The sequence below is a fragment of the Sinomonas sp. B1-1 genome, from assembly GCF_050474465.1.
Lineage (GTDB): Bacteria > Actinomycetota > Actinomycetes > Actinomycetales > Micrococcaceae > Sinomonas > Sinomonas flava.
This window is the reverse complement of the sequence record NZ_JBCHVF010000010.1, coordinates 68,463-81,625: the sequence shown is the minus strand read 5'-3', so window position 1 is coordinate 81,625 and position 13,163 is coordinate 68,463. Positions and strand designations below refer to the sequence as shown.

14 protein-coding genes are annotated in these 13,163 nt (G+C 72.0%); 9 read left to right on the top strand and 5 right to left on the bottom strand.

The genetic code is table 11. The features are described from left to right. Positions 1–355: 355 nt before the first annotated feature. Positions 356–925 (bottom strand): TetR/AcrR family transcriptional regulator, encoded by a 570-nt coding sequence (locus tag ACQ5BE_RS14160; protein ID WP_430297604.1) that lies wholly within the window; start codon positions 923–925, stop codon positions 356–358. Positions 926–1,003: 78 nt separating this feature from the next. Here ACQ5BE_RS14160 and ACQ5BE_RS14155 point away from each other — a divergent pair, with 78 nt between their 5' ends. After that, entirely contained in the window at positions 1,004–1,177 is a 174-nt protein-coding gene (locus tag ACQ5BE_RS14155; RefSeq protein WP_430297602.1) for a hypothetical protein, read from the top strand. Further along, positions 1,177–1,698, top strand: a complete 522-nt coding sequence (locus ACQ5BE_RS14150) for a DUF2269 domain-containing protein (protein WP_430297601.1) — start codon at positions 1,177–1,179, stop codon at positions 1,696–1,698. The genes ACQ5BE_RS14155 and ACQ5BE_RS14150 overlap by 1 nt, the downstream gene beginning before the upstream one ends. A gap of 397 nt (positions 1,699–2,095) precedes the next feature. On the opposite strand, the gene ACQ5BE_RS14145 is transcribed toward ACQ5BE_RS14150, so the two are convergent. After that, a complete protein-coding gene (locus ACQ5BE_RS14145; RefSeq protein ID WP_430297704.1) occupies positions 2,096–2,170 on the bottom strand; it encodes a hypothetical protein in 75 nt (24 codons plus the stop codon). A 340-nt stretch (positions 2,171–2,510) separates the two neighbouring features. Here ACQ5BE_RS14145 and ACQ5BE_RS14140 point away from each other — a divergent pair, with 340 nt between their 5' ends. After that, the gene (locus tag ACQ5BE_RS14140; RefSeq protein ID WP_430297600.1) at positions 2,511–2,660 is read left to right on the top strand and encodes a hypothetical protein; all 150 of its coding nucleotides are present in this window, start codon (positions 2,511–2,513) and stop codon (positions 2,658–2,660) included. A 474-nt stretch (positions 2,661–3,134) separates the two neighbouring features. Here the strand turns inward: ACQ5BE_RS14140 and bfr are convergent, their stop codons facing one another. Next, entirely contained in the window at positions 3,135–3,623 is a 489-nt protein-coding gene (bfr, locus tag ACQ5BE_RS14135) for a bacterioferritin (RefSeq protein ID WP_430297599.1), read from the bottom strand. Next, a complete protein-coding gene (locus tag ACQ5BE_RS14130; protein ID WP_430297598.1) occupies positions 3,610–3,813 on the bottom strand; it encodes a (2Fe-2S)-binding protein in 204 nt (67 codons plus the stop codon). The genes bfr and ACQ5BE_RS14130 overlap by 14 nt, the downstream gene beginning before the upstream one ends. Before the next feature lie 530 nt (positions 3,814–4,343). Between ACQ5BE_RS14130 and ACQ5BE_RS14125 the strand changes: the two genes are divergently transcribed. Beyond that, positions 4,344–4,724 (top strand): metal-sulfur cluster assembly factor, encoded by a 381-nt coding sequence (locus ACQ5BE_RS14125; RefSeq protein WP_430297703.1) that lies wholly within the window; start codon positions 4,344–4,346, stop codon positions 4,722–4,724. Positions 4,725–4,848: 124 nt separating this feature from the next. Here ACQ5BE_RS14125 and ACQ5BE_RS14120 read toward each other — a convergent pair whose 3' ends face one another. Beyond that, positions 4,849–5,631, bottom strand: a complete 783-nt coding sequence (locus ACQ5BE_RS14120) for an HpcH/HpaI aldolase family protein (RefSeq protein WP_430297597.1) — start codon at positions 5,629–5,631, stop codon at positions 4,849–4,851. A 159-nt stretch (positions 5,632–5,790) separates the two neighbouring features. Between ACQ5BE_RS14120 and ACQ5BE_RS14115 the strand changes: the two genes are divergently transcribed. Genes ACQ5BE_RS14115 through ACQ5BE_RS14095 form a run of 5 tightly spaced genes read left to right on the top strand, consistent with a single transcriptional unit; the run spans position 5,791 to position 13,145 of the window. Beyond that, positions 5,791–7,008, top strand: coding sequence for an ATP-grasp domain-containing protein (locus ACQ5BE_RS14115; protein ID WP_430297595.1), 1,218 nt, complete (start codon positions 5,791–5,793; stop codon positions 7,006–7,008). Continuing rightward, positions 7,005–8,840, top strand: a complete 1,836-nt coding sequence (locus ACQ5BE_RS14110) for an IucA/IucC family protein (protein WP_430297594.1) — start codon at positions 7,005–7,007, stop codon at positions 8,838–8,840. Before ACQ5BE_RS14115 ends, ACQ5BE_RS14110 begins: the two co-directional genes overlap by 4 nt. Further along, positions 8,837–10,087 carry an MFS transporter gene (locus tag ACQ5BE_RS14105; RefSeq protein WP_430297592.1) on the top strand — a complete coding sequence of 417 codons (1,251 nt, stop codon included), beginning with the start codon at positions 8,837–8,839 and terminating at the stop codon, positions 10,085–10,087. The genes ACQ5BE_RS14110 and ACQ5BE_RS14105 overlap by 4 nt, the downstream gene beginning before the upstream one ends. After that, a complete protein-coding gene (locus ACQ5BE_RS14100; RefSeq protein ID WP_430297591.1) occupies positions 10,084–11,919 on the top strand; it encodes an IucA/IucC family protein in 1,836 nt (611 codons plus the stop codon). Before ACQ5BE_RS14105 ends, ACQ5BE_RS14100 begins: the two co-directional genes overlap by 4 nt. Beyond that, complete coding sequence (locus tag ACQ5BE_RS14095; RefSeq protein ID WP_430297590.1) at positions 11,916–13,145, top strand: alanine racemase; 1,230 nt, start codon at positions 11,916–11,918, stop codon at positions 13,143–13,145. Before ACQ5BE_RS14100 ends, ACQ5BE_RS14095 begins: the two co-directional genes overlap by 4 nt. Positions 13,146–13,163 lie beyond the last annotated feature (18 nt).

Here is a 13,163-nt window from a genome sequence, read left to right as displayed (position 1 = left end):
CGGAAGTATTCATCCGCGGTTCCCGCCGTACCCGGTCAGGCCGCGGATCCGTGCCCCTCCTACTGGTACTCGTATCCCGGCGAGATCCCTGTACATGTGGCCAGGTACCGGCGTCGAATCTAAGCGCGGGAACGCCCGCTGGTCCTCACGAGAGCGAATGACCGTTCCGACAAAGGAACCCCTTTGTTGAGTGCTCGGCGAGGCGTTCAATACGTCCCCGACGCTAGATTCGCGTCTACAAGAGTCCGTGGTGGTGGGATTGCCCGGGAGAAGGACGATCTTCATGTCTCCGGATGCGGAGTGAGGACTGCTGCGATGGGCCGGCAGTGAGCGCCCAGCGGCTGGGCTTCCGGGCTCAGCGAAGGCCGGCGAGGGTGAGGGCGACCAGGCGGTGGACCGCCGCCCCGTCGGGCAGCCCGGCCGCGGCGGCGAGGGCGTGCATGCAGAAGGAGGCCAGCTCGGCCGACGGGACGTCCGTCCGCACGACGCCGCCTGCGGCGGCCTCGGCCAGCATGGAGGTGATCAGGGAGGCCAACTCGGCCTCGGCGGCGGCAATGTGCTCGCGCCGGTGCACGAGGGCGGAGACCTCGGTGCCGGCGTGGTCCCTGCGCTGGTGCGCGGCGAACGCGAACCCGGTCAGGACTGCCTCCAGCCGGGCGGCCGGGGTGGGGGCCTGGTCACGCAGGCGTTCGAGGCGCTCGAGGTGGTGCGCGACGTGGCGCTGGTGGCGGGCGATGAGAATGGACTCGACGTCCGGGAAGTACTTGTACAGCGTCGCGCGCCCGATCCCGACCCGAGCCGCGACCTCCGACATCGTCACCGAAGCCACCCCCCGCTCGACGGCCAGGGCGTGCCCGGCCTCCAGGATGGCCTCGTGCACGGCCTGTCGATGGGCCTCGATCGTCTCGTTCCACAGCTTTGGCACACCACGAATATATACGGAATGCCATGCTCCCGACGCAGTGTCTTGATCGATACACGGTGGATTGATAAATTGCGGGAGGTGACCCATTCCGAGGAAGACCAGATGCCCCAGCCCGGCCGCCGACGTCCGGAGAGCCGGCACTCAGGCGGGACCCCGCGCTGGGTGAAGGCCACAATTGTCGCGATCGGGATCCTCCTCCTGGCGTTCGTGGCCCTGCACCTGGCCGGCCTGTCGCCGATGATGGGCCACTGATGCCGGCTGGCCTGCGCAAGGCCGTGCTCGTCGCCCACATCACCGCCTCCGTCGGCTGGATGGGCTCGGTCGCGGCGTTCTTCGCCCTCGCCGTCGCCGGCCTTGCCGACGGCCCCCCTGCAACTGTGTCAGCCCTCTACGTGGCAATGGAACCCATCACGTGGACGGTCATCGTCCCGCTGGCCTTCGCCGCGCTGCTCACGGGCCTGACCTCGGCACTGGCATCGCCGTGGGGCCTGATGCGCCACTGGTGGGTCCTGTTCAAGCTCCTCCTCACCGCCGCCTCGACCGCGGTGCTGATGATCCACACCCAGCCCATCGACCGTATGGCGGCCCTCGCCGTCCTCGGCCCGGTGCCCGCGGACGAGTTGCGCACCCAAGTACAGCTGGCCGTCGCTTCCGGGGCAGCGCTCCTGGTCCTGGCCGTGGTCACCGTGCTCTCGGTGTACAAGCCCAAGGGCGCCATCAACTACCGCCGCCCGCTCCGCCCTGGAACCGGCAACGCGGCCCGCACCCCCTAGCCCGGGATCTCCATCCCCACGGCCCCGCCAGCTCGAGGGTGCTTACCCGCCCGGAGAAGGATCTTCTACACGGGGCCTGCTCCACCGACGCAGCGCTAGAGGAGGGCTCGTGGTGTGTGGCGGGATGACCGAGGCGGTCTCGGTCGGCTCCCGGCTCCCCGCAGGCCTCCTCGACGGGCGCAGCAGCGAACCGGCCGCCCAGTAAAGGGATGATGTCAGGACCGGCCCGCTCCATTCCGGGGCCGTATCGGCAGCATCCCCCGGGACCGGGCTGCGGAGCCTCGATGATCCTGCAGACCACCCCCCCGGCGCCGTTGATGCGGGCCCGATCCGCCGCCCGGCGCGCTGAGGAGAGCGCGTGCCGCAGACCACGGAGCTCCTTGAGGGTCCTCTCGACCTAGGCGAGGTGTTCATCCATGAGAGCGATGACGTGCCCGCAGGGCTGAGCGCACCCGCCGCGCTGGAGGTCCAGGACCTCCCCGATCTCGGCCAGGGTGAGGCCGAGGGCCTTCGCGCCTGCCGGATGAACCGGGGCACCCCGACGTCCTCGGGTACGAACAGGCGGTAATCGGCTTCGACGCGTTCGGGGCCCGAGAGCAGCCCTTTCGACGCGTAGACCCGGATCGCCTTGCGAGTCGTCCCCGCGAGCCGCGCGGCCTACCCCATCGTGCAGTACGCCTGTCCGACACCAGTCACGGCTCCTCCTCCAGTCGACTGCAGGCGGCGCCCGGCCGGTGCAACCAGTATCGACCCGGACCTCGGAGCCGGACTCTAGCCTGTGGGCACTAGGAACGAGGCAAGGGAGGAACGAGATGGCGTTCCACCAGGGAGAGGTCTACCGCTGCCCCGGCTGCGGCTGCGAGGTCATCGTCACCAAGGACGCACCGCCCGACTGCGAAGACGACCAGAACCCCACCTGCTGCTGCGGCACGATGGACAAGTTGAACGCCGAAACCGCGTGAATATAGCGTAGCCTGCCCTCCCAGACGGGAGGGCAGGCCCTCTGTTGGCCGTGGCGCCCCTAACCTCTGCCCCAGAGTGGCTCAGCCGACCAATGGACTCTTGATAGGCCCGAACCAAGTTCCGGCCACACCTTGACGAAGTCAAACGAGGGAAACCACCCCGCTTGGGTTCGGGCCGGACCCCAGAGGTGGGTCGACGCGACGCTGGGGCCTGGACCCAGGCTGCGCGCCAAGTCGCTTACCGATCGCATACCCACCCCAGTCGCCGGCGACGGCGTCCCGCTCGTGGTATGTCCGCGGAATGAGGCCGTCCTAGAAGACGAGGACCTGCTGCCGATTCCCTCGACTTCGACGGTACGCGCCGCCCACCCTGTGCCCGGTCCTGAGCCAAAGGACGGTCACCACCGCGCCGCGCTGGGCTGAGTGGCTCAAGCCCGCGACCTCGTCCGTAAGGCCGAGTCAGAACACGCGGGGTCAGCCTGGACCGTCGCCGGCGGTCATTTGCTGTGCCAGGTACTGCGCGAGGCCGACCCGTTCGATGGCATCGAGTTGGCTCTCGAACCAGTCGGCGTGCTTCTCCTCGTCGAGCACCATCGCCTCGAACACCGCGGCGGTGCCGTGGTCGCCGAGCTGATGGCACTCTTCGGCGGCCGCGTTGAACTGGGCGACCGCGGCCCTCTCGGAGTCACGGCCCAGCGCAAGCATCTCCTCGGCGTTCTGCCCGCTCTGGATTGCATTGAGCCGCTGGACGTTGGGGTGTCCGTCGAAAAGCAGGATGCGACTGATGAGTGCGTCGGCATCCTTCATCTCGTCGATGGACAGGTCGTAGAACACCTTGCCCAGCTTGGGAAGGCCCCAGTTGTCGAGCATCCTGGCGTGCAGGAAGTAGGTGTTGGTGACGGTGAGCTCGAGGGTGAGCGCATCGTTGAGCATCTCTTCGATTCGGGGACTAACAGGCTGCACCTTCCACCTCCAGGAGGGAGTCGACCGACTCCTTATGCTGGCACAGCAGCCGTTTCACGGTAAAGACGCAGGAGCCGCAGTCTTGCCCGGCTCCGGTGGCGCGGCACACCTGCCCGAGCGTGCGCGCGCCGTCGGCACAGACACGGCGTACGTCGTCGTCGCTGACGACTCCGCAGTGGCAGATGATCACCCGGATACCTCCTCACGGGCCGCGCCGTGCTGACGCAACCCGGGGAGGCGCGCGGCGGGGGCGGCGGGCACAGGCATGGGCAACCTCGGGCTATGTGCAGAGGGCAGGGGCCCGAAGGGCTTCGGGCAAGGTGAGCCTAACCTAAGAGGAAATAGGATGCAAGAATCTTTCGCAATCGAACCTCCGGGTTTCAGGGGCCTGGCCGCGGGTCCTGGGAGGCTCCTAGCCGCCTCGGCCGCGGCCGGGATCGGCGCTTCGCCTGCAAGAGGGAGGCGCGCCTCCTGCCCGGCTGCTGTGAAGGCAGGCCCTTGGCGCGACCTTCCCGAGACAAGGGGTTCTCACCGCGTCGCCTTCAAGCTAACATCGCACGATGGATGTTTAGGTAAGCCTTACCATGCCCGGATTGGCCGGCTCACCAGCGCGAGGGCCGCGCGCCGAACCTCAAGCCGAAACGGGCGGAGCGCCAGGGCGGGCGCTCGCTTGTAGACGTTCGATTCGAAGGCAGCAGCATGTCTGATGCAGAGGTCCGGATGCGTGCTCCCTCCGAGATCCTCGTCCCCAGGCCGCTCAAGGATGTCGAAGTGGCCCTCAAGGATGTCGTCGACGCCGAGCTGGGCGTCAACATCGTGGATCTTGGCCTCCTCTACGGCCTCGAATATGGGCCGGACAACGCCCTGCGGATCACGATGACTTTGACCTCACCAGCCTGCGCCCTGACCGAAGAGATAGAAGAGCAGGTTGGCAGGGCGTTGAAAGGCGTTGTCGACGAATGGCATCTGGCCTGGGTCTGGACCCCGCGCTGGGGTCCGGACCGGATCACGGAAGACGGCAGGGAGCAGATGCGTGCCTGGACCCCCTGCAGTACACCGCCTCGAACCAGCCGTACCGCTCCCTCAGGCACGCCTCAGTAAAGGGCACCCAACAAACACCCCTGCAAAGGGATTCTCCGCGAGGGATTCAGCTCCTCCCCCCGGCGCGAGGAGCGACGTCTACTGAGAGTCTGTGGAGGGGGGCTGGCGGGGAGCGGGATGGTCTTCATGTCTCCGAATGGGGCGTGGGGCCGGCTGCGACGGCGCGCCTTGCTCGGATGGCGGCTGCGGCGATGTCCTGCGCGTCTCCCATGACGAACGAACGGGCGCCGGCGGCCTTCCAGCGGGCAGCTGCTTCTGGATGGGTGGCCATCGGGGCGAATGGGACACCGTGGCGGCTGCACGCCTGGTGGACAGCCTCGACGGCGGCGCGCACCTCGGGGTGGCGGACCTGCCAGGGCACCCCGTACGACTGGGAGAGGTCACCCGGGCCGGGCAGCACCAGGTCCACGCCTCCCCCGGCCAGGATGTCACCGATCGCCTCGACGCCCTCGCGGTCCTCGATGAGGGCCGCGACCACTACTTCGGCGTTGGCCCGGGAGATCAGCTGGACGGGGTCTTCCTCGCCGAAGCCGGCGGCGCGGCCTCCGCCGAGCGAACGCGTGCCGTCCGGATGGTACCTCGCAGCCTTCGCGGCGGCGTCGATGTCCGCCCGGCAGCGCACATGGGGCACGACGACGCCGGCGGCACCCGCGTCGAGGGCGCGGAGGATTGCCGCGTGGTCGCCTTCGGCGATGCGGACCAGTGCGTCGAGCCCGGTGGCGCGGGCGGCCGTCAGGAGCGCGGCGAGCTCGGCGGGGCCGACGAGCGCGTGCTCCGTGTCGAGGATGACGAAGTCGAACCCTGCGTGGCCGATCATGTCCACGATGACGGGGCTGGGAACCGAGCAGTAGAGCCCGACCGCCCCCGTGCCGGCCAGCTTGGAGGAGAGCGTGGGGCGCTGTTCCATGATTCCTCCTTTACGGCCGCCGGCGACTGGGTTCCGACGCCAAGGTCGTAATACGACACACTTCCGTGCGCAAATTTACCCCGGGAATTGACGGGAGGGCATCCCAAGGTGCTTAGCTTAGCCTTGCCTAACTTCCGAGAGAGTCCCGGAGACCCCAGCGTGAGCCTCTACCTGACCGCCCTCAATCCCACCGATGCCTTGACCCTCGGCTTCCTGCCCGCGGCGGCACGGCTCGGGCTCGACACGGTGATCCTCACAGACGACCCGGCATCGCATCGGGCCGCCTACGCACGAGTCCCGCACCCGCCCACCGCGGTCGAGCACGCCGATGTCCGCGACGCCGGCGCCGTCGCCGCCCGGGTCCTGGGACTCGAGGGGCGCCACGGCCGCGCCACCGCGGTCCTGAGCAACAGCGACCACCTCCAGGCCGCGACAGCCCTCGCCGCATCGCTCCTGGCTCTGCCTGCCAAGGACTGGCGCGCGGCCCTGCGCTGCAAGAACAAGTTCCTCACCCGCCGCGCCCTCGCCGATGCGGGCCTCGACACCGTGGCCTCCGTCCAGCTCGATCCCGAGGACGACGCCGCCGCTGCCGCCGCCGCGGTGCCGTACCCCGCCGTCGTGAAGCCCTGCGAGGGCGTGGCGAGCGAGGACGTGGTGCTCGTGCAGAGCCCCGCCGACCTCCTCGAGACGGTCGCGGGCATCCGCAGGCGCCGACCGGGCGCCGGGCTCGTGGTCGAGGAGTACCTCTCCGGCGAGCTGCACACGTTCGAGACGCTCGGCGACGGGCGGTCGCTGCACGTGCTCGGCTCGTGGCGTACGTCGCTTGGGCCGCCCCCCTCCTTCACGGAGTCGAGGCGGGACTGGGAACCCGAGCTGCCGGACGCCGTGGTGCGCGACCTCCTGGCCCAGCTCGCGGCGCTCGGGGTGGGACTCGGCGCATGCCACACGGAGTTCGTGCTTCAGGGCGACCGGGCGCGGATCATCGAGGTCAACTACCGGCTCATCGGCGACACCATGGACCTCATCTACTCCGAGCTGCTCGGCGTGGACCTCTTCGAGCAGGTGATCCGGGTCCACTCCGGTCAGCGCCTGCCTGCAGACCTCCCCGAACCCGTGTCCCTCGACCGGTGCGCGCACCTGCGCTACGTGACGGCGCAACGCGCGGGGACGCTCGTCGAGGCACCGGAGGACGGCGTGTTCGCGGACGCCGTGCGGCTCCGGCACCGCAGGCTCCGCGAGCTGGGCGTGACCGCGCCGCTGCACGGGACCAACCGGGACTACCTGTCCGTGGTGCACGCGATCGGCCTGCGCAGCGATGACGCGGCCGGGGCCGTCGAGGCGTTCATCGCGCGGAACAGCTGGAAGGTGCGCGCGTGACGGCGACCATCGACAACGCCGCCGAGCGGGCACCCGAAGCCGTCCCCTCGGCCTCCCGCGCCCTGGACGGCCTCACCGTCCGGATCCTCGACGCGCTCCTGCGCGAGGACCATCTCGGGATCCTCACGCGCGGGAGCCTCACCGCCGACCCCGCTTCCTGGACAGCACCGCTCCCGGGCGGCCGGACACTGGTGCTCCCCGTACGCGACGACGGCTACCTCGCCGACATCGGTCTCGCCGCCCCGTTCCTCACCGTGCGGGACGCCGAAGGGGCCGAGGCGACGCCCAGCACGCTCGATGCCATCCTCGATGCGCTCGCACCCGAGGACGATCCCGAGGCCGAGGCCGGCTGGGACGACTTCCGCGAGGAGTGCCGCCAGAGCGGGCGGATCGTCGCGATGCACGAGACCGAGTCGGCGGACATCGCCTCCCACCTCGCCGCGGCCGCAGGCGCCTCGGGCCCCGGGGCGCCCGCGCCACGCGGCTTCGCGGGGCTCCTGGTCCACGAGGCCGCCGCAGCCGTCCGCGACCACCCGGTGCACCCGAACGGCCGCACCCGCTGGGGTCTGAGCGACGACGAGGTGCGCGCCTACGCCCCCGAATACCTGCCCGAGTTCGAGCTGGCGTGGACGCTCGTGACGCGCTCCGAGGTGCGCTCCTCCGAGGCGCTGCGCGGGGGGCTGCCAGCCTGGTGGCCCACGGCTGCGCAGTTCGGGGCCGACGAGGGGGAGCATGTGGTCCTGCCCGTGCACCCGCTCACGGTCGCGCGCGGGGAGGTCGCCGTGCTCGCGTGCCCTGCCATTCCGGGCCTGCGCGTTGCGCCCACGCTCTCGACCCGCACGGTGGCCCTCCTGGACAGCCCGAGCGTCCACCTCAAGCTCCCGCTGCCAACGGCCTCGCTCGGCCGGCGCAACCGGCGCACCATCAAGCCCGGGAGCCTGGCCGGCGGCGAGACCATGCAGCGCATCCTCGAGGACGTCCTCGCACGCGAGCCGGAGCTCGCCCCGCGCGTGCTGCTCGCGGACGAGTCCCGGTGGGCTGACAGTGCAAGCGACCTCCTCGCGGTCCTCGTCCGCGAATACCCCAGCACCATCGAGGAGGACCTGCTCGCCCCCGCCGCCGCGCTCCTCGCCCCGGCCCCCGGGGACCCGGGCGTGCGTGTCCTGGACACGTTCGCGGCAGAGGCGGGCCTCGGCAGCGAGGCCTGGATCGAGGAGTACGCCGCGCTGCTCCTGGACTGGCACGTGGCACTCTGGCTGCGCTACGGGATCGCGCTGGAGGCGCACCAGCAGAACATCACGGTGGCCCAGGGCCCGGCCGGACTGCGGCTCGTCTACAAGGACAACGACAGCGGCCGGATCGACTGCGCCAGGGCCTCCGCCGCGCTGGGCCGCCCGGTGCGCGCCGAAGACTTCAGCGATGCCCGCATCGCCGCGCAGGACCCCACTGAGCTCGCCGACATGTTCACCACCATCACCCTCCACCTCTGCATCGCGGCGATGGTGGTCGAGGCGGGCGGGACGGACGCCGAGGCGCGGGCGGCGATGTTCGCGCGCGTGCGGGCCCGCCTGGAGGATGCCTGCGAACGCTGGACCGATCCGTCCGACGCCGGCTCCCTCGCCGCCGCGGCCCTGTTGCGGGAGCGCGTGCTCGAGGCCGAGCGGCTGCCCATCAAGGGCATGCTCACCGCCGGCACGCTCCTACCCAAGGAGCGCCTCGGATGCTCGGACGTGAACAAGTTCTACTTCCGCACCGGCCCCAACTACCTCGCGCCCAGTGCGGCGCGGCCCGGCGCGGCGGCGCAGACCGGCACGAGGGCGGGTGCCAGGTGAGCGCCCTGGGGCGCGGCCACGTCGGAGTGGTCGCAGCGGCGCACTGCGCCTCGGCGTTCGCGGCGCTCGGCCTGCCGCCCTACCTCGGCGTGCTCCTGCCGCAGCTGGGCGACCCGGCAGCGAGCTGGGCCGGGGTCCTGTACGTGGTCCCGACCCTGTGCACCGCGCTGTCCGCGAGCCTGTGGGGCCGGCTCGCGGACCGCGTCGGTCCCAAGCCCCTGCTGGTGCGCGCGCAGCTTGGCCTCGCGGCAGCGTTCGGCCTCGCGGCGATCGCGCAGGACCTGCCCACGCTCGTGGCCGCGCTCGTCGCCCAGGGTGTCCTGGGCGGGACCTACTCGGCGAGCACCGCCTATCTCGCCTCCGGGCTCGAGGGCGAGCGGCTCTCGCGGGCGCTGGCCCTCATGCAGGGCTCGGCCCGTACCGCGCTTGTCGCGGCACCCGTGCTCGCGGGCCTCCTCTCCGGCCTGGTCGACGTCCGCCAGATGTACGGGCTGGCCGCGCTCCTGCCGCTGGCCGCCGCGGCGGCCATGGTGCGCATGCCCGCGCTGGGCCGCGCCGTCCGGCCGAGGCCGGCCACGGCCACCGCCGGGGAGGCCGTGGCGGGCAAGGTCCCGCAGCCGTCCGCCATCACGGTCCTGGGGCTGTGCCTCGCCGAGGCCGGGTTCGTGCTCGTGACGGTCTCCACGTACCCGTACTTCGTCCCGTACGTGCACCATCTCGCCCCCGGCCTGCCCGCATGGGCGCCGGGCGTGCTGTTCGCCGCCCCGCACCTCGCGTACCTCGCCTCCGCGGCGATCGCGTTGCGGCTCCTGCAGGGACGGGCGCGCACCGGCCTCGGCGCCGCCTACGGCGCGGCGGCCCTCTCGGGCCTGGTCCATGCGGTCCCGGCGCTCCTGCCTGGACAGGACGCGCTCGCCTGGGTCATCGCCGGGCGCGCCCTGCTCGGCACCGCGCTCGCGCTCGGCCTGCCCTCCCTGACGCTGCTGGCATCCGAGGCGGCCGCGCACCACCGGCCCGGACGGCTGTTCGGCCGGGTCGAGACCGGATCCAAGTCCGGTGCCGTGCTCGCGGGCCTCGGCGCGTCGGCACTGGCCGGCGCAGGCCCCGTCCTCGGCGCGGCCCCCCTGGCCATACCCCTCGCCGCGGGCGCCGTGCTGGCCGCCAGCGTGCGCTCCCTCACCGCTTCCCGCGCGGTCCCCCCTCCCGCCTCCTCCCCCGTCCCCGCCAGTGAACGGAGCCTCGCATGAGCCTCACAGCCCCCACCGCAGCCGCCCGCCTCGACGCCGACCTCGCCTCCGCCCACACGCTCCTGGGCTGCCTCGTGCGCGAGGTGGCCGGGCCCGACCGGCAGCTCGCCCTCCACGACGGCCATCTCCTGCTGCGCCTGGCCCATATCGGCGCCCGCCTGCGGGCCCGCGTCTCGCGCGTCTCGACTGTGGCGATGCACCGGTTCGAGGGGCCCGTGGAACTCCTCGCCGGCGGCGAGGCAGACCGCACCGGTCCAGGCAGCGCCCGCCCCGCCTGGCGGGAGATCGGCCTGGCCGAGCTCGCCGGACTCACTGCCGCCGAGCTCACCGCACGCACCGGGATCGAGAACCCCGAGTTCACAGCCCAGGTGCTGGCCAGCCGGGACTCGCTCTCGGACATCCTCAATGCCCGGCCCCCTGCGCCCCAGCGCGGGACCGGGCGCGCGGCCGAGGCGTACCTCGACTCCGAGCAGGCACTGCTTGGCGGGCACCCGCGCCATCCCTCCCCCAAATGGCGCTCGGGGGAGCCGGCGGCTTGGCGGCGCTTCTCCCCCGAGACCCGCACGGCGTTCCAGCTCCGCTGGCTCGCCGTCCCCGAGGCCAACACGCTCGAGCACGCAGCCGCGCACGCGGGACGGGCGGGCTTCGACGAGCACGCTGCCACCGCGAAGCTCCTCGGCGGCACGGCCGTCCCCGCCGGGCACCGGGCCGTCCCGGTCCACCCCTGGCAGTTCGAGCTGCTCGCCTCGGACCCCGGGCTCGGCCCGGTCCTCGCCCAGGCCCTCGCCGAGGGGGCCATCGTGGACCTGGGCGCCGTGGGACTGCCCTTCCACCCCACTGCTAGCGTGCGCACGCTCTACCAGCCCGAGGCCGACGTCTTCCTCAAGGCCAGCCTCAATGTGCGCCTCACCAACTGCCTGCGCAAGAACGCCGCCTACGAGCTCTCCGGCGCGGTGGCCCTCACCGCGCTCCTCGAGGAGGCCATCGCCGCGCTCCGGACCGCCGAGCCTGGGTTCGGCCTCCTGTTCGAGCCGGCCGCGCGCAGCGTCCGGCTGCCTGACCACCTCGGAACGGCCGAGCAGCGGCTCGCGATCCTCGAGGGCTTCGGGAGCATCGTGCGCACCGGGCTGCGCGCGGCCGCGCCCGGCTCGGCCGAGATCCACCTCATGGGAAGCCTCGTCGCCTCCGGAACGGCCGAAGGCGCCCGCGCGCGCCTGGCCGACATCGCACCGGCATCCCCGGACGGCCGCGCGGCGTGGGCCGCCGACTGGTGGGACCGGTACGTGAGGCTGCTCGTCCCGCCCGTGCTGCGCCTGTGGGCCGAGCACGGGGTGGTGCTCGAGCCGCACCTGCAGAACGTGCTCGCGGTGCTCGATGCCCACGGGCTGCCCGAGTCCGTGCTCGCCCGGGACCTCGAGGGCACCAAGCTCCTGGACTCGCAGCATGCCCAGACGCTCGCGGGGCTTCCCGCCGAGGTCGCCGCAGGCGCGGCGTACGACGAGGAGCGGGCCTGGAACCGGGTCGCATACTGCCTCTTCGTCAACAACCTCGCCGAGACAGCAGGCGCCCTCGCGGACCTCGTCCCGCACCTCGAGGGCTTCGAGGACACCCTGTGGGTGAGCCTGGCCGACACCGTGGCCCGGGTCAGCGGCCAGCTCGGCCAGCCCGCCCGCCTGCGGGCGCTCCTTTCCGGGGTCCCGCTGCCTGCCAAGACGAACATGCTCATCCGCTGGCAGCGCGCCGCCGACCGGCACGCAGGCTACGTCCCCTTCCCCAACCCCCTCGGCGCCGTGCTCCCCGCGGACGCCACGACCACGGAGGCTCCCCGATGACCCCCACCGTCGGAGCCGCCCCCGCCATGCCGGTCACGGGAGCCGTCCTCGAGGCAGCCCGCGCCGCCGCGCGAGACGCAGCCCTTCCGGCCTACATCTACGACCTCGCCCACCTCCGGGCACACCTGGCCAGGATCCGCTCCGGCCTCGCCCACGCCGGTCCGCGCCTGTCCCTCCTGCACGCCGTCAAGGCGAACCCCGACGCCGGCCTGGTGCGGACGATCGCCCGGCACGTGGACGGGCTCGAGGTCGCCAGCGGAGGAGAGCTCGCCCATGTCCTCGCTGTCGCGCCCGGGGCCGGCCTCGCCTTCGGCGGGCCCGGCAAGACGGACGGCGAGCTCGCAGCGGCCCTCGACGCCAGCGTCGACCGGTTCCATGCCGAGAGCCTGCGCGAGCTGCGCCGCCTGGACCGCCTCGCCCGCCAGCGCGGGACCACGGCAGACGTGCTGCTGCGGTGCAACATCCCCCTGGACGGAAGCAGTGCTGGGCCGGAAGGGGCCGCGCTGGTGATGGGCGGGACACCGAGCCCCTTCGGCATGGATCCCGAGACCGCCGACCAAGCCGCCGCGCTCATCGCCGACCTGGCGGCGATCCGGTTCGTGGGCGTCCACGCCCACCTCGCCAGCGGCCTCGGACCCACCGCTTGCGCCGCGACAGCGCAGAGCATCCTGTCCTGGGCGGAAGCGTTCGCCGCACGACACGGGCTCGCCCTGGAGGAGGTCAATGTCGGCGGCGGGATGTCCGTGGACTACGCCCGGCCCGAAGCCACCTTCGACTGGGACGAGTACGGCCGCCTCATGGCCCAGGTCCTGGACCGGCATCCCGGGATACGCGTGCGGATCGAGCCCGGCCGGGCCGTGAGCGCCTACTCGGGCTGGTATGCCACCCGGGTGCTCGACCTCAAGCGCAGCCATGGCAGCTGGTTCGCCGTGTGCGCCGGCGGGACGCACCACCTGCGCACACCGGCGGCCAAGGGGCACAGCCAGCCGCTTGCCGTCGTGCCAGCGGCATCAGGACGCGCAGACGCGGAGGTGGCCGACGAGCCCGTGACCTTCGTCGGGCAGCTGTGCACCCCCAAGGACCTGCTCGCGGCGGACGTGCCCGTCGAGTCATTGGCCGTGGGCGACCTGGTGGTGTTCGGGATGGCCGGCGCGTACGCGCACAACATCAGCCACACGGGCTTCCTCATGCACCCGGAGCCCACCGTCGTCCACGTCGGCGAGTGAGGCAGGCTGTCCCCGCCC

Coding starts and splice junctions, on each gene's coding strand:
- ACQ5BE_RS14150 (WP_430297601.1), top strand. CDS start 1,177: ATGCCGGCTGGCCTGCGCAAGGCCGTGCTCGTCGCCCACATCACCGCC.
- ACQ5BE_RS14140 (WP_430297600.1), top strand. CDS start 2,511: ATGGCGTTCCACCAGGGAGAGGTCTACCGCTGCCCCGGCTGCGGCTGC.
- ACQ5BE_RS14125 (WP_430297703.1), top strand. CDS start 4,344: ATGCGTGCTCCCTCCGAGATCCTCGTCCCCAGGCCGCTCAAGGATGTC.
- ACQ5BE_RS14120 (WP_430297597.1), bottom strand. CDS start 5,631: ATGGAACAGCGCCCCACGCTCTCCTCCAAGCTGGCCGGCACGGGGGCG.
- ACQ5BE_RS14100 (WP_430297591.1), top strand. CDS start 10,084: ATGAGCCTCACAGCCCCCACCGCAGCCGCCCGCCTCGACGCCGACCTC.
- ACQ5BE_RS14095 (WP_430297590.1), top strand. CDS start 11,916: ATGACCCCCACCGTCGGAGCCGCCCCCGCCATGCCGGTCACGGGAGCC.